15 protein-coding genes are annotated in these 21,659 nt (G+C 69.7%); 7 read left to right on the top strand and 8 right to left on the bottom strand.

Annotated features, from left to right (window positions below; translation table 11 throughout):
- Window positions 1-35: 35 nt before the first annotated feature.
- From BQ7355_RS04335 to BQ7355_RS04320, 4 genes are all read right to left on the bottom strand, one after another.
- Window positions 36-1,874, bottom strand: a complete 1,839-nt coding sequence (locus BQ7355_RS04335; protein ID WP_072415092.1) for a hypothetical protein — start codon at window positions 1,872-1,874, stop codon at window positions 36-38.
- 465 nt (window positions 1,875-2,339) lie between these two features.
- Complete coding sequence (locus BQ7355_RS04330; RefSeq protein WP_072415091.1) at window positions 2,340-3,650, bottom strand: CPBP family intramembrane glutamic endopeptidase; 1,311 nt, start codon at window positions 3,648-3,650, stop codon at window positions 2,340-2,342.
- A gap of 165 nt (window positions 3,651-3,815) precedes the next feature.
- Window positions 3,816-5,735, bottom strand: a complete 1,920-nt coding sequence (locus tag BQ7355_RS04325; RefSeq protein ID WP_072415090.1) for a DEAD/DEAH box helicase — start codon at window positions 5,733-5,735, stop codon at window positions 3,816-3,818.
- An 843-nt stretch (window positions 5,736-6,578) separates the two neighbouring features.
- The gene (locus BQ7355_RS04320) at window positions 6,579-6,833 is read right to left on the bottom strand and encodes a DNA-binding protein (protein ID WP_072415089.1); all 255 of its coding nucleotides are present in this window, start codon (window positions 6,831-6,833) and stop codon (window positions 6,579-6,581) included.
- Window positions 6,834-7,315: 482 nt separating this feature from the next.
- Here BQ7355_RS04320 and BQ7355_RS04315 point away from each other — a divergent pair, with 482 nt between their 5' ends.
- The 4 genes from BQ7355_RS04315 (at window position 7,316) to BQ7355_RS04300 (ending at window position 10,970) form a co-directional block, all read left to right on the top strand.
- Window positions 7,316-9,643: a heavy metal translocating P-type ATPase gene (locus BQ7355_RS04315; protein WP_072415088.1), complete on the top strand. Its 2,328-nt coding sequence runs from the start codon at window positions 7,316-7,318 to the stop codon at window positions 9,641-9,643.
- Between the two features lie 145 nt (window positions 9,644-9,788).
- Entirely contained in the window at window positions 9,789-10,010 is a 222-nt protein-coding gene (locus BQ7355_RS04310; protein ID WP_072415087.1) for a heavy-metal-associated domain-containing protein, read from the top strand.
- 109 nt (window positions 10,011-10,119) lie between these two features.
- Complete coding sequence (locus BQ7355_RS04305; protein ID WP_072415086.1) at window positions 10,120-10,392, top strand: metal-sensing transcriptional repressor; 273 nt, start codon at window positions 10,120-10,122, stop codon at window positions 10,390-10,392.
- A 125-nt stretch (window positions 10,393-10,517) separates the two neighbouring features.
- Window positions 10,518-10,970: a TFIIB-type zinc ribbon-containing protein gene (locus BQ7355_RS04300; protein ID WP_072415085.1), complete on the top strand. Its 453-nt coding sequence runs from the start codon at window positions 10,518-10,520 to the stop codon at window positions 10,968-10,970.
- 791 nt (window positions 10,971-11,761) lie between these two features.
- Here the strand turns inward: BQ7355_RS04300 and BQ7355_RS04295 are convergent.
- Entirely contained in the window at window positions 11,762-12,865 is a 1,104-nt protein-coding gene (locus BQ7355_RS04295; protein ID WP_072414706.1) for an IS110 family RNA-guided transposase, read from the bottom strand.
- 250 nt (window positions 12,866-13,115) lie between these two features.
- Here BQ7355_RS04295 and BQ7355_RS04290 point away from each other — a divergent pair, with 250 nt between their 5' ends.
- Together BQ7355_RS04290 and BQ7355_RS04285 are read left to right on the top strand one after the other, a co-directional pair.
- On the top strand, window positions 13,116-14,465 hold the full coding sequence (locus BQ7355_RS04290) for an amidohydrolase family protein (protein WP_072415084.1): 1,350 nt from the start codon (window positions 13,116-13,118) through the stop codon (window positions 14,463-14,465).
- Between the two features lie 221 nt (window positions 14,466-14,686).
- Entirely contained in the window at window positions 14,687-15,307 is a 621-nt protein-coding gene (locus BQ7355_RS04285) for a tRNA (cytidine(34)-2'-O)-methyltransferase (protein WP_072415083.1), read from the top strand.
- A gap of 155 nt (window positions 15,308-15,462) precedes the next feature.
- Here the strand turns inward: BQ7355_RS04285 and BQ7355_RS04280 are convergent, their stop codons facing one another.
- Together BQ7355_RS04280 and BQ7355_RS04275 are read right to left on the bottom strand one after the other, a co-directional pair.
- Window positions 15,463-16,293 (bottom strand): class I SAM-dependent methyltransferase, encoded by an 831-nt coding sequence (locus tag BQ7355_RS04280; RefSeq protein ID WP_083581689.1) that lies wholly within the window; start codon window positions 16,291-16,293, stop codon window positions 15,463-15,465.
- 295 nt (window positions 16,294-16,588) lie between these two features.
- The gene (locus BQ7355_RS04275; RefSeq protein ID WP_072415082.1) at window positions 16,589-17,620 is read right to left on the bottom strand and encodes a 3-deoxy-7-phosphoheptulonate synthase; all 1,032 of its coding nucleotides are present in this window, start codon (window positions 17,618-17,620) and stop codon (window positions 16,589-16,591) included.
- Window positions 17,621-17,974: 354 nt separating this feature from the next.
- Here BQ7355_RS04275 and BQ7355_RS04270 point away from each other — a divergent pair, with 354 nt between their 5' ends.
- On the top strand, window positions 17,975-20,410 hold the full coding sequence (locus BQ7355_RS04270) for a DEAD/DEAH box helicase (protein ID WP_072415081.1): 2,436 nt from the start codon (window positions 17,975-17,977) through the stop codon (window positions 20,408-20,410).
- Here the strand turns inward: BQ7355_RS04270 and BQ7355_RS04265 are convergent.
- On the bottom strand, window positions 20,398-21,645 hold the full coding sequence (locus BQ7355_RS04265) for a CapA family protein (RefSeq protein ID WP_159430439.1): 1,248 nt from the start codon (window positions 21,643-21,645) through the stop codon (window positions 20,398-20,400). The two genes, BQ7355_RS04270 and BQ7355_RS04265, sit on opposite strands and share 13 nt — an antisense overlap.
- Window positions 21,646-21,659 lie beyond the last annotated feature (14 nt).

The following is a 21,659-nucleotide window of genomic DNA, read 5'->3' as shown; positions in this document are numbered from 1 at the left end:
GCACGGAATCCCTATCTAAGCATGGGAGCGTCCCGTCAATCGGACGCGGGGATTTGCCTCAGGCTCGCGAGGATCGCGACGATCTCGGCGGCATCCTCGGAAGAGGACTCACCTTCGAATCCGCTCGTACCGTGGAAATCAATCCACCCGTAGAAGAACGGGGCGGGGTAGCCGGCATCGGGGTCGCTCAGGTACTCGTTATCGAGCAGGGCGGCTGCTTCCTGGGGCGAAGAGACAGCCGGGACGACCCTCCACAGGGCGTAGCCATCCTCAGCCATACCGGGCACGCTGGACATCGCGTTCCGGTAGTCCTGCCGAACCAGAGAAAGCTCTACGGACTTCGCCGACTCGTCCATAGATTCGGGCCAGGGCAGCAGCCGCTCGGCGCCTCCCTGCAGGACATTGCGTCCCAATTTGGCGAACAAATCGTCGTCGACACCCGGATACGCCCTCCCCGTGAAGGAGACATCCTGCAGCACCTCGGCATCGCCGGACCGGCCCATCATCGTGGCGCGCATGGAGGGCATGGGCACCGGCTTGGCCAGCCACCACTCAAGCGACACGACCGCATCGCGATCGTTTTTTAGGCGCACGTATTCGCGTCCAAGCTCCTCGTCCACCTCGCGGTCCACGATTCTCCACGAATCGGGGTACCCGAAGGTCAGAGCCGGGCCGGGCTCGTCGAGCTCGGTGTAGAGCTTGGTGGTGTATGCGTTCGGGAAGGCCTCCTCGATCTCGCCGAAGGTCTCGTCAATGGAGAGCAGGACGAGGGAGTCGCCCGTGTCGAACAGCTCGATGCCCTCGAAATCGACAATCGACCCCAAGGTGTCGAACGGGTTGAACTTGGGCGTGGAGCAACGGAACGTTCCGGACAGGGGCACGTACACCTTGCCCTCGATCATGCCGCGGAGCTTCGCGTCGCATCCCGGGAGCTCGATCGCTCCCTTGGTCTTCTCCCCCTCGGGCACCGTCTGCAGGCGCGCACCCGCATCCGTCGCGAGCCCTATGGAGAGGTCGGGGCCCGCGATGCCAAAGATGCGCAGGCCGAGTGTTCCGGTAAACCCACCCTCCGCAGAGACGCTGAACAGGTCGTCACCGGGATTGAAGCGCACCGATGGCTTCTTGGACGTGTTCTCGCAGATGGCCTTGAAACCGTCGTCGGTGGTGTACTCGAAGCCCACCTCGCATCCCAGCGAGGCGGCGACGTCCATGTCGAGGGCCTGGCTCGATACATCGAGCGCCATATCGAAGGCGAGATTCGTGTCGATGGGGATCATCAGGGGCCCGACGGGAATCGTGAACGGCAAGAGGTCCCGGTCGAACAGATTGCGCTCGAAGCTCGCGGAGAGCTCCTTCATGGCAAGCTCCGCGCCGACGCGCCCGATGACGGACATGTCAACCTTGCCGCGGTCGATTTTGAGCGATACCTCCAACTTCATCCCCGCGGTCGCGGTCACCGGGGACACCTTCTCGGCATCGGTCCCTTGCTCCGGATACACAAACAGGTTGTCCAGCGCGCCGCCTTCGGCAAACGCCTGCTGCACGAGCGAGTTTTCGGCACCTTGACCGGTCTGCTCTGACACGATGTAAGTGCCGTCCTCGCCCATGGAGACGGTCGCGTGGATATCGCAGCACTCGATCGCCTCGGTGAGCGCCGCAGGGTCGGTTTCCAGCAGATACCCATCCTCGATGGCCCGAATCGCGGTGACCTTGCGCAACAGCCCCTGGGGAGCGGCGTCGATCACACCGGAGTTGACGATCGAGCCCTCCTCGATCCCCTCCGTCGACGAGACGATGATGTTGCTGGAATTGCTTTCGATAATCGTGAACGGCGAGGATTCCTCATCGTAGATGATCACGTTGGGGCGTATCACGGGAGCGCCCCAGCGCAAGACGCCGGGAAGCACCGCCACGACGAGGAAGAGCGCAGCAAGGCAGGCGGCAACGGCGGCGACCAGCGCAAGAAAGCGCCTCGACCGGCGCGGCCCGTCTGGCCCCGAATCGCGACCGGCAGCGCCGGATGTCAGATCGTCAGCTCGTGACGACCCCCCCCCTGCTTCAAATCATCCATTGAGCGCTCGATTCTCCTCGACCCAAACAGCCTCTTCCCTTTGTACCGTTAAGCGCCATAATAAGCAAGGGCCGAACGACGCATTCGGGCAGCGTTGCTCGCTCAAAGGGCGCCAGCCCGCAGCAGCGCGACGATGCCTGCGGCGCCGGGGGAGCATATGGAGCCGCACGCGATGCGGCGAGGGCGCGCGTCGACGGATCCGATGGGCCACCGCCCTCGAATGAACGCACGCTGAAGGCAGCGCGATCGCGGCGCGCGCCGCACGGCGTCATGCCGAGGCTGCGGCCTCGCCGCCTTGCCCGGCAGGGCGGAAGACCGGCGCGAGCATCTGCAGCGCGACGGCCAGCGCGACGATGCCGACCAGCGCATAGGCACCGAACTGAAGCGACTCGGGCACGCATGCGTACAGCAGCTCGGACAGCGGATCGACGAGGTACGAGCTCGCGTTGAGCCCGAAGTGCAGCAGGATAGGGTATCTCAGGTCCCCAAGGCGCCAGTACAGGAAGCCGAGCACGAGCCCGGTCGCAAACGTGTACAGGCCCTGGACGATGTTGCCGTGCATCAGGCCGAACAGCAGCGCCTGCACGACGTTGGCGATCCAGAACGCCCTCATCCCCACCGCGGGCGCAGGCACGGAGACGGTCGCAACGGCAGGAACCGGCGCGGCGCCGGGGCACGCCGCGGCAGGAACGGGGGCCGTCAGGCTCCCCTCGCCGCACGCAGACGCGGTGGCGGCCGGAGGCGGCGCGGCGACGCACGAGGCGCCTTTCGCACCCCGCCAGGCGGGATGCGCCCAGCGCAGCGCGTACTCGAGCATGATGCCGCGACACGCGACCTCCTCCAGCAGCGGAGCGAGTATCGCCACCGACACCATCTCGATGAGCACCGCGTCCCCTGTCGCCGGCGCCATGAGCTGGTCGTACTCGGCCGAGGTCTCGGGGAAGAGGGGCAGCACGAGCGTCAGCACGACGCCGAGGACGATCTGGACCGCGAACCCGAGCAGGACCAATCCCGCCCCGGCGCGCACGGGGCCCACGGGCATGCGGGCCGCATCGATGCGCGGCATGAGCGACCGGCGTGCAACGTGGCGCCACCAGGGGTACATGACCGCAAGCGCGAGCAGCTGGCCCCCGACGGCTATCAACGCCATCTGGATGGAGGACGGATCGTCGAGCACCTCCAGCACGCGTTCGAGGGCCATATCGACATCCGCCTCGGAGATCGCGGCGCCGCTCGCAACGGCCTGATCGACGACGGCCCCCGCCTGGGTGACGAGGACCAGCAGCACGCCGATCACCATGCTTATGACTTGGATCGCCGAAAACGCCGCCGCGACGCCTGCCGCGGCGGCGAGCCAGCGATGCTGGCGCTTGGGCACGGGGGCCGCCGGGACGGGAGATTCGGGCGGGGCGGGGCTCGCGGGCGGGACCGCGAGCTTCACCGCAGGCCCATCCGAAGACTCGACCGCGGGCTCAGCTGCGGCAGCGGACGCGGGCCCTGCCGCGAGTCGGGTCGAGCACTCGGTTGCAGGCGCCGCGCCATCGGCTGCGCGCTCGTCGTTCTCGCATGTCAGGCTCATAGGGCACCTCCGTAACCTCGTATGGACCCATGATACCCATAAAGCGCATAGGAATGGCCCCCGACCCGCTACGATGGAGCGGGTCGGGGGCCAACGGCACCGGATATGGAAAGAGCCCGCAGCCGGACGGAGCGAAACGCCCCGGGCTCGCCGACGAGCTACCGGCTAGCGGCGGCCGCCGCCGTCACCGGGTCGGCGGCCCGAGCCGCGGCCGCCGCGCGGAGCGGAACCGTAGCTCGAGCGGTTGTCGCGCCCACCGCCGCGGCCGCCACGGGTTCCGCGGCCTCCGTTGCCGCCACGACGGCGACCGTCTCCTGCCTCGTCGTAGTTGCGCCAGGCGTCGCGGCCGCCGCGCGGCGCGCGCTCAGACCCGCCGCGCCCGTCGCGATCGGGACGACCTCCCGCACGCTCGTCGCGGGACCGAGAGGAACGGCGGTCGGAGCGGTCGCCGGAACGGCCCTCGCCGCGGCCGGAGCGCTCGTACTTGGACGCATCGCCGAACTTCGCGGCACGACGCTCGGCGCGGTTGCCCTCCGGCGCGGCCTGCTCGCGTACGGGCTCCTCGGCATGGACACGCGTGCGGCCGCTGCGCTTGCGGCGGCTCGGGCGGGCGGCCTGCTCCGCCGAGCCGGGGCGCTCGCCGCCCGGACGGCGCCGCGCGCCGCCCTCCTCGCCCGAGCGGTCGCCCGAGGCGCCTCCGAACGAATCCAGCAGCTCGCGGTCACGACGGCGCTCGATGTCGCGCTGGCGCGGCGCGCGGGCGGCCTTCTCGCGCTTGTCCTCGCGCTTCTTGGCGCGCTGGCGGCGGCGCTTCTTCTCCTTCTTGCTGGGCACGTGCTCCGCGGGGACGCGATCGGGGTCGATCTTCGGGGCGTTGGCGCCGAGCACCAGGCCCTCGGCGTCGTAGAGGTCGGCGGTCTTGCCCATCAGCGCCTCGATGTCGAAGAACTCGTCCGCGTCGTCGCGCGTGACGAACGTGATGGAGAAGCCCAGCTCGCCGGCGCGGCCCGTGCGGCCGATGCGGTGGATGTAGTCGGTCGGCTCCTCGGGCACGTCGAAGTTGATGACGTAGCGGACGTCGGAGATGTCGATGCCGCGGGCGAGGACGTCGGTGGCCACGAGCACCTGGACCCTCCCCTCGCGGAAGTCGCGCAGCGCGCGCTCGCGCTGGGCCTGGCTGCGGTCACCGTGGATGGCGCCGCACTTGATGCCGGAGCGCTCGAGACGGCGGGCGACGGTGTCGGCGCGGCGCTTGGTACGCACGAACACGATCGCGCGCTCGGCGCCCTCGCGCTTGAGCACCTGAGTGAGCAGGCCGTTCTTGCAGTCGCCCGAGACGGGCAGCACGTACTGGTCGACGGTGTCGGCGGTTGAGGTCACCGGCGCGATCTCGACGCGGGCGGGGTCGCGCACGAGGTCGGTGATGGAGCCCACGGCCTCCTCGTCCAGGGTCGCCGAGAACAGGAGGGTCTGGCGCTCGTCGCGGCAGCGCTCGACGATGCGGCGCACCTGAGGCAAAAAGCCCATGTCGAGCATGCGGTCGGCCTCGTCGAGGACGAGCACGCCCACCTCGTCGAGGTTGGCGGCGCCCTGCTCGATGAGGTCGACGAGGCGGCCGGGGGTGGCGACGAGCACGTCGCAGCCCGCGGCGAGCTTCTGCTTCTGGGGACCGTAGCTCACGCCGCCCACCACGGTGACGGCGACATGCCCGGTCCGGCGCGCGATGGCGGAGCACACGCCGTCGATCTGCTGGGCAAGCTCGCGCGTGGGGGTGATGACGAGCATCAGCGGTCCGCGCCCGCGGGCGGCCTTGGCACGACGGCGGCCGCGCTCGCCCTTCTTGGCAGGCGGGACGACATGGCCGAGGTCGTTCATGGTGGGCAGCAGGAACGCCGCGGTCTTGCCCGTGCCGGTCTGGGCGGCGGCGAGCAGGTCGCGGCCGGCAAGGACCTCGGGGATCGAGGCGGCCTGGACGGGTGTCGGGGTCTCGTAGCCCATGTCCTTCACGGCAGAGAGCACCGTCTCGGAAAGACCGAGGTCGGCAAAGGTCACGGCGGCTTTATCAAGGTCTGCGGGGCGATTCATATCTTGGGTATCGGTGGAAGTCAAAGTAGTCCGTTTCCGCACGGCAGCAGGCACGGCACGCCCCGAGGGCGTGCTCGTCGCACCGTCCGCGCATAGGATGTCTGCACGAGGGCGCGGGCCGGTCCGCGCGGTGGAGCGCGATCGCACCGGCAGGTACGCCGCCGGCAACAAGTCGCGCCGAGGGTACATCCGCAATCGCGTGGAGCAGGTTCCACCGCCGGCAAGTATAGGCGCTGGGGGCGTCCCTCCCCCGTCAGCGGCGCCCTTCCACAGCAGAACCCCACATGCCCCGCGCTGCGCACGGGGCATGTGGGGCGTCTACGGCAGCAGGCACCGCGACGCGTGCGCGTGGCGTATATATACAGGGTAAGCACCGCGCCGATGGGGCATGCAGGGCACGCGCCGTGCCGGCACCCGAAAGCACCGGCCCGCCCGTCCCACCGTTCCGGGGCGATTCTCGGCGACGCGCCATCACCTCCGGGCACCGCACGGCCAACCATCGCCGACACGCGCGCGTTCACTCGAGCAAAGACAGCGGAAACGGCTTTAGGGGGTCTTTCAATCTAAAACAACTAATAACCCCCTGCTTTTCTGGACAAATTCGCCAGATAATGACGATGGTGACGCACGCAGACTCACAATGAGTGGGTCGACTTATTCAAAAACGCTTGCTTTGGAAGCATCCGGATGCCCCTGAAGGCCAATTCGGGCAAAACCGGAAATCTAAAACCCCCTGTCATCGTCATTATCTGGCGGATTTGTCCAAAAAATGAGAGGGTTATTGTTTAATATGGATATACCGACACCCAGCAACCCTTCTTCGGACCGCACCACGCGGACGATTTATGCCTTTTCGACCAACCCGCCGTCCGCGAACCAGTCGACGTGGCCGCAGGCGCAACACGTAAGGGTCACCGCGCCTTTGCTCGCCCAGTCGAGACCCACGAACGACGCGCCGCGCGAATCGAGCAGCGCGTCGCCCTCGAAGAACCGCGTGCCGCCGCAATGCGGGCAGGTGACCTCGCGACCCGCCACGAGATAGCGATCGCCAGCTTCCCCGCCCCTCGCCGCCTTTGCGAATTCGGAAAAGAACCCCATGATACGTCTCCTTTCGGGCACGCAGGCAACCCAGGGCGCCGCCCCTTAGCCGGCTTCTCGGCCCTGCACCGCGAGCGCGATCGCACGTCACCGCCCTGGACTCGCGTCGGCTTCGTCCTGCTTAACCCCTCGATGCGCGCAGACGGGCATCGAAAGCCCGCGCTATGCTCCAGCCTACCTCGGCGCACTTCCTGCGCGCCACGCGAAATCGCCGAACCGTCCCCCACGCCCGCCCTCCGCACCCCCAAGCCCCTCGGATCCGCACTGTCCGGCCGGACGGCAAAGGTGATAAAGGCCATTCCCTGCGATAAAGCCGGCATACGGCCCGACGCGCATGCGAACGCCTATGTAACCCAAGTCAAACTTTTATCGCTTTCTCGAATACCCCCTGGGGGTGTGGGGGTATGATAGCCAAGACGGCCCAGTTTTGCGAAAGAGCGCGTCGCGGGAGAAGCGGCGATATCGATACCGGAGGAGCATCCATGGCACACGAGAACTTCGACGTCGGCGGCATGACCTGCACGGCCTGCCAGGCCCATGTGGAGCGCGCCGTCGCCAAGCTGGACGGCGTGAGCGACGTTTCGGTCAACCTGCTCGCCGGCTCGATGGCCGTCGACTTCGACGAGAACCGCCTCGACGCCGACGCGATCGCGCAGGCCGTCGACCGCGCGGGCTACACCGCGAAACCCGTCGGCGGCGGCGCCGCGCAGTCGGCAGGCAACCAGGCATCCGCCGTTCCGGCGCGCATGGAGTCACCCACCAAGAAGCTGGCAGAGACCGCGCGCGCGATGCGCGGTCGGCTCGCCGCCTCGTTCGCGTTCTGGATCCCGCTCTTCTATATAGGCATGGGGCACATGCTCGGCTGGCCCGTCCCGTCCGTCTTCACCGACCCAGCGCACGCCATGACGCTCGCCCTCACCGAGCTCGTCCTCACCGTCCCCATCCTCTACGTCAACCGCGCCTACTTCAAAGGCGGCCTCACCTCGCTCGCGCACGGCGCGCCCACCATGGACGCCCTGATCGCGATCGGCGCCGGCGCGAGCGCCGGCTGGTCGGCGTTCGCGATGTTCGTCATGGCCGACCAGCTCGCCGCGGGCGACATCCACGCCGCGCACATGACGGCCATGGACAACCTCTACTTCGAGAGCGCGGGCACGATCCTCACGCTCGTCACCGTGGGCAAGTACCTGGAAACCCGCAGCAAGTCCAAGACGGGCAGCGCCATCGAGGCGCTCATCGACCTCGCCCCCAAGACGGCGGCCGTCCTCGATGACCAGGGCGGCGAGACGACCGTCGCCGTCGAGCGCATCGCGGTCGGGCAGACCGTGCTCGTGCGGCCCGGCGAGTCCATCCCGGTCGACGGCGTCGTGCTTTCGGGGGCGTCCGCCGTGGACGAAAGCGCCCTGACGGGCGAGTCGATCCCCGTCGAAAAGGGGCCCGGAGACACGGTGTCGGCGGCCACGGTCAACCGAACCGGCTCGTTCACCTTCCGCGCCACCCGCGTGGGCGCCGACACCGCGCTCGCGCGCATCGTGCGTCTCGTCGAGGAGGCGAACGCCACCAAGGCGCCGATCGCGCGGCTCGCGGACAAGGTGGCCGGCGTGTTCGTCCCCGTCGTGCTCGGCATCGCGGCGGTCACCTTCGCCGCGTGGATCGTCGCGGGAGGCAGCATCAACCAGGCGCTCACCGCCGCCGTCGCGGTCGTGGTAATCAGCTGCCCGTGCGCCCTCGGGCTCGCCACGCCCGTTGCGATCATGGTCGGCACGGGGCGCGGGGCCGAGATGGGGGTCCTGTTCAAGAACGCCGAGGCGCTCGAGAACCTACACGCCGTCGACACGGTCGTGCTCGACAAGACGGGCACGGTCACGTACGGCGCCCCGTCCGTGACCGACATCCTGCCCGCCGCGCGCGCGGACGGCTCGCCCGTCCTCTCCGAGCGCGCCCTCATGAAGCTCGCCTGCGCCCTCGAGCACGGCAGCGAGCACCCGCTGGCCGCCGCCATCATGGAGCGCGCCGAGGAGATGGGCATCGTCGCCCGCCAGGTGCAGGACTTCCGCGCCATACCGGGACACGGCGTGACCGCACGCGAGGGGGGCAACCAGGTCGCCGCCGGCAACGCCGCGCTCATGGGCGAGCTCGGCGTGGCAGTCGACGGAGATCTCGCCGAGTCGCTCGCCCGGGAGGGCAAGACCCCGCTCTTCTTCGCGCAAAACGGGGAGCTCGCGGGCGTCATAGCCGTCGCGGACGAGGTGAAGCCGACGAGCGCGGCGGCCATCGCCGAGCTGGGCCGGCTCGGCATCCGCGCGGTCATGCTCACGGGCGACAACCGCGCCACCGCCGAGGCGGTCGCCCGGCGCGTCGGCCTGCCGGCGGACGCCGTCATCGCAGACGTCATGCCCGAGGACAAGGAGCGGCACGTCCGAGAGCTCCAGGAGCGCGGCGGGCGCGTCGCCATGGTGGGCGACGGCATCAACGACTCCCCCGCCCTCGCCCGCGCCGACGTCGGGCTGGCGATCGGCGCCGGGGCGGATGTCGCGAAGGAGGGCGCCGACGTGGTGCTCATGCACAGCGATCTCATGGACGTCGCGCGCGCGGTCGAGCTCTCGCGCGCGACGATCCGCAACATCAAGCAGGACCTGTTCTGGGCGCTCGTCTACAACGCCTGCGGCATCCCGCTGGCAGCCGGGCTCTTCTACCCGCTGCTCGGCTGGCAGCTCTCGCCGATGTTCGGCGCCGCCGCCATGAGCGCATCGAGCGTCTGCGTCGTCGCCAACGCACTGCGCCTGAGGGGCTTCAAGCCGAAGGCCTAGCGGCGCCGCGCCGGTCGACAAGGCGCCGACGCGCGATAGCGCCGCGGCATCCACGCGGGATCGCCCGCCTTGCCGAGAACGGCGGCCATCGCGGCCGATAACCGGTATTCTGATACGCAAACCCAACTACAGGGAGGAACCAACCATGGAGTACATCATCAAGACCTCGGGCCTCATGTGCGGCCACTGCGATGCGAAAGTCGAGACCGCGCTGCTCGCCGTCCCCGGCGTCTCGTACGCCGACGCCGACCACGAGGCGCAGCGCGTCGAGGTGAGCTGCGACGACACGATCGCCCCGCAGCAGCTCGCCGATGCGGTCGCGTCCGCGGGCGAGACGTTCCGCGCGCTGTCGGTCGAGGCGGCGTAACGCCCGCGACCCGTCCGAACCCCGAGCGCCCGCGCATCCGGCCCGCCCCCGCCCCTGGCGGAGCGGCCGGTCGCAGGCGCTCGCCGACCCTCAAGAAGGAGGCCCGCCCATGATGGCCGACCGGGACCGCACCGTCCGCCTGCTCAAGACCGCCCGCGGACAGATCGACGGCATCTTGCGCATGGTCGAGGACGACCGCTACTGCATCGACATATCCACGCAGCTCATGGCGACCGAGTCACTCATCGCCCGCATCAACGCGGACGTCCTCAAGGCCCACATCGAGGGGTGCGTCCGCACCGCCGCCGACGCGGGGACACCCGAGGAGAAGGACGAGAAGATCGCCGAGATCGCCCGCGTGATCGACAAGCTGGCCAAGTAGGGCGCCCGGGCGCAGGGGCGATGCGGCGCGGCACGACCGCCGCCTCCGACGCCATGCCGGCACATCGAGGGCGAAAAACGGGTAGAATCGAGCCTATTCGAAAACGAATCGAGAATCGAGGCACCATGAACGACTTCATGAACGGGCGCCGCGGCGCCGACGAGCTCACCTACGCGCTCGGCGGCCTGTCCCTGCTGCTCGCCCTTATCGGATCGCTGTTCACCATCCAGTGGCTGGGCATCATCGCGCTCATCGTCGTGCTGGTCGCGCTGTTCCGCGCGTTCTCACCGGATAGCCCTGCCCGCGCGCACGAGAACGACATGTACCTCGAGCTCGTCTCCAAGATCCCCTTCGCCACCCGCGGACCCCGCGCCGGGGCGGCCGGCCGAGCCGCGGCCAACGCCGAGGCGGCGTTCGACCGCAAGAAGCGCACGGCCCAGAAGATGTGGGACAACCGCAAGACCACGCTGTACTTCAAGTGCAAGAACTGCGGCCAGATGCTCTCCGTCCCGCGCGGCAAGGGCAAGATCCGCGTGACGTGCCCCAAATGCGGCACCAAGGTCGAGAAGAACTCCTAGCCCCAAGGCACCCGGCACCCCACATCCGCCCCGCAACGACAAGCGGCCCGGACGCACCGATCGAGGTTGCGTCCGGGCCGCTTTCTGCTGCGGGCCGACGGAGATGCGAAGGGACGAAATCGCCGAAACGGGAAACGAACCTCCCGGAGTCGGCAGGGTCCGGGTACCGGTCGACGTCGCTGCCGGAAGGCGCGCCTGACAGCGAATCATGATGTGCCGACGTGCCGTCCCGGATCGCGGCGGCACAGGGGCCCTCCTGTCGGCGCACCATCATGTGCCGGCGCGCTGCTGCCGGACGGCAGGGGCACGGCCGCTTCCGGCAGATCATCATGATGCGCCACGGGGCGCCCTCCCGCGAGGCGCCCGATCATCCAACGGGCGCGTCGCGCACGGGCAAGGGAATCGCCCCGCAGCCATGGCCCCGGCACGGCGAGAAGCCGGCCCGAAGGCCTTCTTGCTGCTCTGGACTCCATCCTTTTTAATATGAGTTGAACATTGTCAAGTGGCAAAAAGGCCCTGCCCTCCGCGGAGCTACCGCGGAGGGCAGGGTCCATCTATCTTCACCCGGTGGCCGCGCCGCTTGAGGGCGTGTCTGCTCGACGCACGTTCGGCACTCTAATATCCGCGGGTCGGAACCGCATCTCGTTGCTACGGCTGGGGGCCTCCGCTCGGTCGCAGTCTCGTGGCGGGCGTGGCGGTCTCCCGCCGCCCAGAAAAAGGACTGGAACGGCCTCCCAACGGCCTCGAGCGCGGCGAGCCCCCGGGGTCGGACTCCTATGGGGCCGCGGGCGCTACCGGGCCATGAGCGCTATCGCCCAGACCCAGCAGGCCATCTCGCGGGCCGTCGCGCAGTTCGCCACGCACGGCCTCTTCCCCGCCTGGGACATGGCGTCCCGCCTGTCCTGCAGGCGGCGGTTGCACTTCGCGGCGTGCCTCGACACGGCCGGCGCGACCCCGTGGCCCGGCCTCGGCTTCTTGGGGTGCCTCGTCGACATCGGGACGTGCCAGGACGCCTCGACCAGCGCGCGCCGGACGTGGCCGTTACCGGCGCGGGTGATCCCGCCGCGCGACTCCGTCTCGCCGCTCGAGCGCTCCGAGGGGGCCAGGCCGCACCACGAGGCGAACGACGGCGCGGTCGGGAACCTCGAGAAGTCGCCGGCCTCGGCGGCGAGCAGGAAGGCACTCGCGACGTCGATGCCCTTCACCAGGCAGAGCGCGTCGACGACAGGCGCCCACCCGGGGCGCGCGGCGGCCTCCTCCACCTTGCGCTCGAGCTCCCTCTTGGCCTCGGCGCAGCGCTCCACGGCGTCCATGTAGTGCTCGTAGGCGGCCGCGTCGTCGGCCTCGCCGAACTCGATCGACCTCGCCCACCTCCAGTACGCCTCGGTCCAGTTCGACCTGCGGCGCCCGGCCGGCGTCGTCTCGTCGAACACCAGGCCGTGCCTGAGCAGGAACTTGGACATGCGCTGCCTGGCGCGCTGCAGGTCGTCGCGGGCGTCCTCGAGCGCGCGGGAGAGGTCCCGGGCGGCCTCGGTGCGGTCATCGGGCACCCACACCTCGACGACGTTGCGGCAGGCGAGGAGCCTGGCCAGCCACTCGGCGTCGCGCCGGTCGTTCTTGCGGCCCCGGTCGGCCGCGGGCCGGTGCATCTTGGAGACGGCGCCCACGGCGCAGTCGACGCCGAGGGCGCGCAGGGCGCGGCACAGGTGGAAGCCGGTCGGGCCGCTCTCGTACACCGCCTTGGGCGACTCGAACCCCAGGACCCACTCGGCGACCGACGCCGGGTCGTAGCCGAACCTGGCCCGGACCACCTCGCCGGTCATGGGGTCGAAGGCGCATGCGGAGATGCTCCTCGCGTGGACGTCGAGACCGATGGCTGTGACATAATTGGACATGGCGGGCCCCTCTCCGTCGCATGTGGCGCGCGGCCACGGTTGGCGTTACGACCATTGTCGCCCGACCCACGATAGAGCTACAAGGGGAGGGGCTCCCAATGTTCAACTCATATCGTCTCACGGTGAGCGGGACCCCATCGCCCCCGTGCGGCACACGGCGCCGCCCGCGCCGTGCCCGCGCCCCCTCTCGCGCCCCTCCCTGAGGGAGACACACTACACTGTGTGCATCCGTGAGAGATTGGAGCCCGCCATGGCCGCTCGAAACACCGTCACCGCCTTCGTCAACGCCACCGTCCTCGACGGCAGCCCCGACATGCGCCCGCAGCCCAACATGGCCGTCATCGTCGAGGGGACGAAGATCGCCCGCATCGAGCCCGCGGCGATCGCGCAGGTCCCCTCGGGTGCACGCGTCGTCGACCTGGACGGCGCCTACCTCATGCCGGGCCTCATCAACATGCACGTCCACCTCTGCGGCTCGGGCAAGCCCGTGTCCGCGGGCGACGCCGGGGCGCTCATGCGCCGCCTCGACAACGGCCCCGGGCGCGCCGTCGTGCGGCGCGTGCTGCTCAAGAGCGCCCAGACGCAGCTCATGAGCGGCGTGACGACGCTGCGCGGGGCCGGCGACCCCCTGCTCGCCGACATCGCCGTGCGCGACGCCGTCAACGCCGGCCGCGCGGACGGGCCGCGCATCATCGCCCCCGGCACCGGCGTCACCGTGCCGGGCGGACACGGCGCCGGCCTGTTCGCCCAGGCCGTCGACACGCCGCAGGAGGCCGCGCTGCTCGTCCGCGAGCTCATGGCCCAGGGCGCCGACGTCATCAAGCTGTTCGTCACCGGGGGCGTGTTCGACGCCACCGAGGTCGGCGAGCCCGGCGTGCTGCGCATGCCCCCGCTCATCGCCGAGGCCGCCTGCCGCGAGGCGCATCGGCTCCAGCTTCCGGTCATGGCGCACGTCGAGAGCACCGAGGGCGTCCGCGTCGCGCTCGAGGCGGGCGTGGACACCATCGAGCACGGGGCGCCGCTGACGCCCGAGATAATCGAGCTCTACCTCGAGGGCACCGCGCAGCTGCCCGGCCGCGCGCCGAGCCTCACCTGCACCATCTCCCCCGCCCTGCCGTTCGCCCTGCTCGATCCCGAGAAGACCCACTCCACCGAGACCCAGAAGGTCAACGGGGACATCGTATGCGAGGGCATCATCCGGGGCGCCCGCGAGGCGCTCGACACCGGGATCCCGGTCGGTCTGGGCACCGACTCCAGCTGCCCGTACGTCACGCAGTACGACATGTGGCGCGAGGTGGCGTACTTCGCCAAGTACGTCGGCGTGGGCAACGCCTTCGCGCTGCACACGGCGACGCAGCGCAACGCGGAGCTGCTCGGCCTCGGCGACGTCACCGGCACCGTCGCGGCGGGCTACGACGCCGACCTCATCGTCACGCGCGACAACCCGCTCGACAGTCTTTCGGCACTCGCGCGCGTCACGCACGTGATGGCGCGCGGCAGGCTGAACGCCCATCCGCGCGTCAAGCGCAACGCCGCCCTGGACGCCGAACTCGACTGGATCATGGACCAGCCGGTCGAGGCGCTGGGCGATCGCGCCTAGGGACCGCCGCGCCCCGCTGAACCCACGCCGCGGCGGGCCACGGAGCCGCCCCGGCCGCTGCCGGCATGCCGGGCACCGACGCTGCGGCGGGACCCGCCGGCTCGCCCGGCCGGGCGCCCGCCGCACCCCGTACGGCCGCCGCACGCGCCCATGCGCGCCGCTCGCGCGCGGACGCGAGCCTCGGAATCGGCCTCTACCCGCAACCTCGCGAAAGGAATCGCATGCTGAACATCGTGCTCGTCGAGCCCGAGATCCCCGCCAACACCGGCAACATCGGTCGCACCTGCGTGCTCACCGGCGCCCGCCTGCATCTGATCGAGCCGCTCGGCTTCTCGCTCGACGAGCGCTCGCTGCGCCGCGCGGGACTCGGCTATTGGGAGAACCTCGACGTGCGCGTCCACCCGAGCTGGGAGGCATTCATCGAGGCCTGCGGCCTGAGCGGTGAGGACGGGGCGCGCCGGCTGCACTTCCTCACCAAGAAGGCGCGGCGCACCTATGTCCAGGGCGGCTATCGCGACGGAGACTACCTCGTCTTCGGCAAGGAGAGCGCGGGGCTCGACGAAACCCTGCTCGCCGCCTACGCCGAGCGCTGCGAGCGGATCCCCATGCTCACCGACGAGCGCGCGCTCGCGAACCGCGACGCCTGGAGGGCGAGCGCGGACGCCCTGCGGCCCGAGACGGACGGCGCGAGCCCTTCCCCCATCGCGAGCCAGGACATCTGCGGCAACTTCATCGATCCGGACGACTACCGCATCTGCGCGCTCAACCTCTCCAACGCCGCCGCGATCGTGCTCTACGAGGCCCTGCGCCAGACGACCGACGGGTTCTCCGGGGAGCTGTAGGGCCGCTGGGAATGCGCGGGGCCGACCGGGGGCGGCCATCCGGAAAAGGCGCGCACGGCCGCCTTGCCGCCGGCGCGCGCCGGGGCGATGTCGCAGGGCGCCCGGGCCGGCCGCAGCGTCGCGGGCGGCGTCGGCCGGTCCGTCGGACAGCCCGGTTAAGCTCGGGGCGGCACCAGGCAGTCGTAGCGCACGGCCTTGCCGGCGATGCTGTGGCTCGGCTTGGCGCCGGCGAGATACGGGCCCTTGACGGGGCGCTTGATGACGACCTTCCGCGGACGCGCCGCGAGCGCAGCCTGCAGAAGGGCCTCCTCGTCCATGGGGTCGGTCGGGCATTCAAGGCCGTGGATGAGCTGGAATTTCTTCTTCACCTTGGCGCTTTTGGTGCGCCCCGGGAACATCGGGTCGAGGTAGACCACGTCGGGGGACTCCCGCAGCGCCGCGAGATGGGCGACGCTGTCGCCCGCCGCGAGATGCATGCGCGCGACGACGGGACCCAGCGCCTCGTGCGCCGCCGCGCGGGCGAGCGCGTCTTCCAGGAGCGCCGCGATCACCGGGTCCGCCTCGCAGAGCGTCACCTCGAACCCCGCCGCCGCGAGCAGCAGGGAGTCCTCGCCCAGGCCCGCCGTAGCGTCCACCGCGCGCGGCCGCTCGGCCCCCTTCACGCGCGCCGCCTTGACGAGCAGCTCGCGCTGAAGCGCCCCCAGCTTGATGCGCGGCAGCAGCTCGGTGAAGTCGGGCCTGAGCTCAAGGCCGTCGCGGGCCAGCGAGAGGCCGTCGCGCGCGACCTTGAGGTAAAGCGTGCCCGGCTCGATCGGAAGGCCGTCGGCCTCGCCGGGCCGCGCCGGCGCCCAGGGGCACAGCGGAGCCGAAAGGCGCCGCGCGAGCTCTTCCGCCCGCCCGGCGGACGCCCCGTCCGCGCACAGGACCTCGATCCGCTTCCCAGGCTCAGCCAGGGCTCCCCGCTCCTGGGGCCATGATTCGTTCATGATGGCGCCTCGCATCCACGCGTCGATTGTCTCCCGACATTCTAGCAGCCGCCTCGCCTCCCTTCGGAACCGGGGCGGCGGCGCCCCGCGGGCATAGAGCCCCACCTGGGGACCGGCGCCGGTTTGAGGCCCTCCGAGGCCGGACCGCCGACGCGGGTCGATATCGATCGCCAGGGCCATCTAGACCGCGGAGCCGCGAGACCCCCGCCGCACACGCCTCAAAAACGTGCCTGCCCCCTTTTTGAGGGCCGCACCTCTCAATTTGGTGCATGTCCCCTTTTTGAGGGCCGCTGGGCTAGGCGCGGTCGGCGATCTCCAGCACGAGGCGCTCGGTCTTCTCCCACCCGATGCACGGGTCGGTGATGGACTTGCCGTAGACGCCGCCGTCCACGGGCTGGTTGCCGTCCTCCAGGTAGCTCTCCACCATGAAGCCGCGGACCAGGCGGTCGATCGACGCGTTGCGGCGGCAGGAATCGAGCACCTCCTTGCAGATGCGCAGCTGCTCGAAGGGGCGCTTGCCGGAGTTGTCGTGGTTGCAGTCCACCACGACGGCGGGGTTGGCGTAGCCCGCCTCCTCGGTGTAGCGCTCCGCGAGGCGCTCGAGGTGTTCGTAGTGGTAGTTGGGGTAGGTGCGCCCGTCGAGGCCGATGTAGCCGCGCAGCACGGCGTGGGCGAGCGGGTTGCCCTCGGTGGACACCTCCCAGTTGCGGAAGATGAAGCCCTGCTCCGCCTGGGCGGCGTAGATGGAGTTGAGCATCACGGACGTGGAGCCGGCGGTGGGGTTCTTCATGCCCACCGGGACGGGCACGCCGGACGCCACCAGGCGGTGCTCCTGGTTCTCCACGGAGCGCGCGCCCACCGCGACGTAGGACAGCAGGTCGACGAGGTACTGGTAGTTGCTGGGGTAGAGCATCTCGTCGGCGGTGAACATCCCCGTCCCCTCGATGACGCGCAGGTGCATGCGGCGGATGGCCTTGACGCCCTCGAGGAGGTCGTCGCCGGCCTCCGGATCGGGGTTGTGCAGCAGGCCCTTGTAGCCGGTGCCCTTGGTGCGCGGCTTGTTGGTATAGACGCGCGGGATGATGAGCAGGCGGTCGCGCACGCGATCCTGAAGGCCGGCGAGGCGGACCATGTACTCAAGCACGGAGTCCTCGCGATCAGCCGAGCAGGGACCGATAACGAGCGCGCGGCGGTCGTCGTCGCCACGGAAGATGGCTTCGACCTCGGCATCGAAGGCGCGCTTGGCCTCGACGAGGTCGGCGCGCAGGGGCATCTCCTCGCGGATCTCCTTGGGGATGGGCAACAGGCGCTTGAAGTGCATGGACATGGCGTGCTCCTTGCCGGCGGGTCGTGCGTGCGGTGCCCCGTGCCGCGCGGCACGGGGTGACAGGAGATTATCCCGCAACGGGCGCGAGGCTTCATCGACACGGGGGCGAGGCGCCACGAGATTTAACCTTTTGCCCTCGAGGCGGCCGTCAGCGCGGCGCCATCGAAGCAGTGATGAGAGAGGGGGTGCGGCACCGGCCCCGCTGCAGCCCCGGACAGGATGCGACGACGGGACGCGGGTCGTTGCGCACGGCACGGTCGCCGAGCCTCTTTCGATGCAAATATACGAACAGGTGTTTGCTTATATCGGGAAAGCAGGGTACAATCGAGGTCCCACGAGGGCCGGAGGTGAGCTATGGGAGCATTCGAGCGCTATGCGCCGTTCGTGCAGGACTTCATCTACAGCAACGGCTGGGAAGACCTGCGGTCGATCCAGGTCGCCGCCGCGGACGCCATCTTCAACACGGACGAGAACGTCCTGCTTACCGCGAGCACCGCGTCCGGCAAGACCGAGGCCGCCTTCTTCCCCATCCTCACCGAGCTCTGGGAAGACCCGCCGGCGAGCATCGGCGCCATCTACGTCGCCCCGCTGAAGGCCCTCATCAACGACCAGTTCATCCGCCTGAACGACCTGTGCGACCAGGCGGGCATACCCGTCTGGCACTGGCACGGCGACGTGGCGGCGAGCCATAAGCGCAAGATGCTCGCGCATCCCTCGGGCGTGCTGCAGATCACCCCCGAATCCCTCGAGGCGCTGCTCATGCACCGCCATACCGCGGTGCCGCGCCTGTTCTGCGACCTGCGCTACGTGGTGATCGACGAGGTCCATTCGCTGCTGCGCGGCGACCGCGGCGGCCAGACGCTCTGCCTCATCGAGCGCCTCGCGCGCATGGCGGGCGCGAACCCCCGGCGCATCGGGTTGTCCGCGACCATCGGCGAGCCGCAGCGCTGCGGGGACTTCCTCTCGTCCGGCACGGGCCGCGGGTGCGTCATCCCCCGCTTCGAGGAGCCTCGGCGCACCTGGCGCCTCTCCATGGAGCACTTCTACGTGACGGGCCCCCAGGCGGACGAGCGCGCGCGGCAGGACGGCGCGCCCATCGAGGCGGACGTGGTCTCCTGCGTGCGCGTCGGCGACGGCCCGAACGGCACGACCGGCTCCCTGGAGGACCTGCTCGACCGCGCCTACGGGGATGTCGGCGCATCCGGGATCGTGCGCGCCCCGGGTCGCGGGGAGCAGCGGCGCGCGAAAGACGACGGCGTCGAGGTCCCCTTCGTCGGCGAGGCCGAGCTCATGCTGCCGACCGACACCGCCCCGCGCGATGCGGACCCCGGGATCGGCTACATCTTCGAGCGCACGCGCGGCAGGAAGTGCCTCGTGTTCTCCAACTCGCGCGAGGAGGCGGAAGCCGTCTGCTCGACGCTGCGCGGCTACTGCGAGGCGCGGCACGAGCCGGACCGCTTCCTCATCCATCACGGCAACCTCTCCTCGTCGCTTCGCCAGGGAGCCGAGGAGCTCATGCGCGACGACGAGCTGGCGCAGACCACCGTCGCCACCGCCACGCTCGAGCTCGGGATCGACATCGGCCGGCTCGAGCGCGCCTTCCAGATCGACGCACCCTTCACCGTCTCGAGCTTCCTGCAGCGCATGGGCCGCACCGGCCGACGCGGCGAGCCGCCCGAGATGCACTTCGTGATGCGCGAGGAGCAGCCCGAGCCGCGTTCGCTCATGCCGGAGACGGTTCCCTGGAAGCTGCTCCAGGGCATCGCGCTCGTCCAGCTCTACCGCGAGGATCGCTGGGTGGAGCCCCCGCGCCTGGACCGTCTGCCCTACAGCTTGCTCTACCACCAGGTGATGGCCACCCTCGCCTCCTGCGGCGAGCTCTCCCCCGCCGAGCTGGCGGGACGGGTCCTCACCCTCTCCTACTTCCACCGCGTGAGCGCCGACGACCTCCGCTGCCTGCTGCGCCATCTCATCGAGACGGAGCAGGTGCAGCTGACGGAGGGCGGCGGGCTTATCGTGGGGCTCGCCGGCGAGCGCGTCACCAACTCGTTCAAGTTCTACGCCGTGTTTCAGGAAAACGAGGAGTTCACCGTGAGGTGCGAGTCCGCCGAGCTGGGCACCATCGTGAACCCGCCGCCGCCCGGTGAGCGCATCGCGATCGCCGGATGCTGCTGGGTGGTCGAGGAAGTCGACTGGAAGCGCCACCTGGTGTACTGCACGCAGGTGAAGGGACACGTACCGGCGTATTTCGGCGACTGCGCGGGCGATATCGACACGCACGTGCTCGAGCGCATGCGGCGCGTACTCGACGAGCAGGAGGCCTATCCGTACCTGCTCGGCCACGCACGGGCGCGCCTTGCGCAGGCACGGCGCTCCGCGCGCGCCGCGCGAATCGTCGGCGCCGAGGCATGCCCGCTCGTCAACCTGGGCGGAGACACCTGGGCACTCTTCCCCTGGCTCGGCAGCTATGCGTTTCTTGCCCTCGAGCGCCTGCTCAAGATCAAGTGCGCCGATGAGCTCGGCCTCAAGGGGCTCGACCCGGCGCGCCCCTACTTCATGCAGTTTCGCATGAAGGCGGACGCGGAGACGTTCTTCTCCGTGGTGGGCGATGCCGCCCGCGAGGACTTCGACCCCATCGAGCTCGTCTATCCCGCCGAGGTGCCCTACTTCGACAAGTACGACGAGATGCTCGCCGCCGAGCTTGTGCGCAAGGGGTTCGCTGGGGGCGTGCTCGACATCGCCGGCATGCGCGCGCGGGTCGCGGAATGGGAGGAGCGCTACAGCTCGTAGGACACGATGCAGGCGTCGGGATCGTAATCGGGGCCGAGGACCCGTGCGGCGAGGTCGCGGCAGTACTGCGCGGAGAAGTCACCGCAACCCGCATGCTGCCGAACGTAGTTGGCGGCGGCGAGCTCCTCGGTGTAATCGGCCAGGCGGTACACCGTCATGGAGGGATCGAGCGCTTTGTGCGTGACGACCGGCTCGAGCGAGCAGGACGTCACGCGGACCTCTCCGTCGACGGTCCCAAACTGCATCTTGGCCATGCCGCCCAGCATGCGCGGCTTCTCGATCTGCCAGGAGACGAAGTTGCCGAGGGACCAGAAGACGGGAACGCGGCGCCCCTCCAGGCCATCGATGAGCTCGAGCGGCTCGATGACGTGCGGATGGGTGCCGATGATGGCGTCCACGCCCGCCTCGGCGAGCATCGGCGCCCAGCGCAGCTGGTCGCTATCGGGCGCATAGACGTATTCCGTGCCCCAATGCGGGAAGGCGATCACGATATCGGCGCCCGCCTCGCGCGCCGCGGCGACGTCGGCGCCGAAGTCCGAGCGCTTGAGGGTCTTGACGCAGAACGGCGCGTTGTCGGGAATGGGGATAGAGTTGGTGTGCTCCGCATAGCTGAGCAGGCCGAACTTGATGCCGTTGCGCTCGATGACGTGCGGGGCGTCGGCGACCTCCTGGCTGTCGGCGATGCCCGGAACCGCCATCTCGGGATGCCTGGAGCGCCAGTAGTCGAGCGTCCAGCAGATGCCGTCGAATCCGTGGTCCAGCGCATGGTTGGTCGCGGAGACCGCGACGTCGACCCCCGCCTTCGCCTCGGCGTCGCCGAGCTCCTGCGGGCTGTTGAAGTACGGGAAGGACTCGAGACCGCGCTCGGTACCGCCCAGGATGGTCTCCTGGTTGACGACGGCGATATCCGCCTGCGAGAACTCGTCGGCGAGCTGCGCGAAGAAGTGGTCGAAGTTGTAGGTGCCGTCGGAGCGCTGCCCGCTCACCCAGACGCCCTGATGGATCAGCATGTCGCCGACCATCATGAGGGTGGCGGAGACCGGTGCGGTGGCGGGGCCGTCGAGGACCGTCGCGAGGTCGGCGAGGCCCATCGGGCCCCCAGTCTCGAGATGCGGCCGCTTGCAGCCTGCGAGCAGGGACGACGCGCCGACGAGGGTGGCGGCGAGGGCGACTCGGCGCGACAGCGCAACGGATCGCGCACCGCGCATAAGGGGGTCCATCCGCTGATCAGACATCTCGGGCTCCCGGG

It is taken from the genome of Collinsella phocaeensis (assembly GCF_900119895.1).
GTDB lineage: Bacteria > Actinomycetota > Coriobacteriia > Coriobacteriales > Coriobacteriaceae > Collinsella > Collinsella phocaeensis.
Note: the sequence above shows the minus strand (reverse complement) of the source record. Positions and strands in the feature narration are given on the sequence as shown.

What these genes read in the sequence shown, in the direction of transcription:
- BQ7355_RS04330 (WP_072415091.1), bottom strand. Translation starts at nt 3,650, where the DNA reads ATGAGCCTGACATGCGAGAACGACGAGCGCGCAGCCGATGGCGCGGCG.
- BQ7355_RS04325 (WP_072415090.1), bottom strand. Translation starts at nt 5,735, where the DNA reads ATGAATCGCCCCGCAGACCTTGATAAAGCCGCCGTGACCTTTGCCGAC.
- BQ7355_RS04320 (WP_072415089.1), bottom strand. Translation starts at nt 6,833, where the DNA reads ATGGGGTTCTTTTCCGAATTCGCAAAGGCGGCGAGGGGCGGGGAAGCT.
- BQ7355_RS04315 (WP_072415088.1), top strand. Translation starts at nt 7,316, where the DNA reads ATGGCACACGAGAACTTCGACGTCGGCGGCATGACCTGCACGGCCTGC.
- BQ7355_RS04310 (WP_072415087.1), top strand. Translation starts at nt 9,789, where the DNA reads ATGGAGTACATCATCAAGACCTCGGGCCTCATGTGCGGCCACTGCGAT.
- BQ7355_RS04305 (WP_072415086.1), top strand. Translation starts at nt 10,120, where the DNA reads ATGATGGCCGACCGGGACCGCACCGTCCGCCTGCTCAAGACCGCCCGC.
- BQ7355_RS04300 (WP_072415085.1), top strand. Translation starts at nt 10,518, where the DNA reads ATGAACGACTTCATGAACGGGCGCCGCGGCGCCGACGAGCTCACCTAC.
- BQ7355_RS04295 (WP_072414706.1), bottom strand. Translation starts at nt 12,865, where the DNA reads ATGTCCAATTATGTCACAGCCATCGGTCTCGACGTCCACGCGAGGAGC.
- BQ7355_RS04290 (WP_072415084.1), top strand. Translation starts at nt 13,116, where the DNA reads ATGGCCGCTCGAAACACCGTCACCGCCTTCGTCAACGCCACCGTCCTC.
- BQ7355_RS04285 (WP_072415083.1), top strand. Translation starts at nt 14,687, where the DNA reads ATGCTGAACATCGTGCTCGTCGAGCCCGAGATCCCCGCCAACACCGGC.
- BQ7355_RS04280 (WP_083581689.1), bottom strand. Translation starts at nt 16,293, where the DNA reads ATGAACGAATCATGGCCCCAGGAGCGGGGAGCCCTGGCTGAGCCTGGG.
- BQ7355_RS04275 (WP_072415082.1), bottom strand. Translation starts at nt 17,620, where the DNA reads ATGTCCATGCACTTCAAGCGCCTGTTGCCCATCCCCAAGGAGATCCGC.
- BQ7355_RS04270 (WP_072415081.1), top strand. Translation starts at nt 17,975, where the DNA reads ATGGGAGCATTCGAGCGCTATGCGCCGTTCGTGCAGGACTTCATCTAC.
- BQ7355_RS04265 (WP_159430439.1), bottom strand. Translation starts at nt 21,645, where the DNA reads ATGTCTGATCAGCGGATGGACCCCCTTATGCGCGGTGCGCGATCCGTT.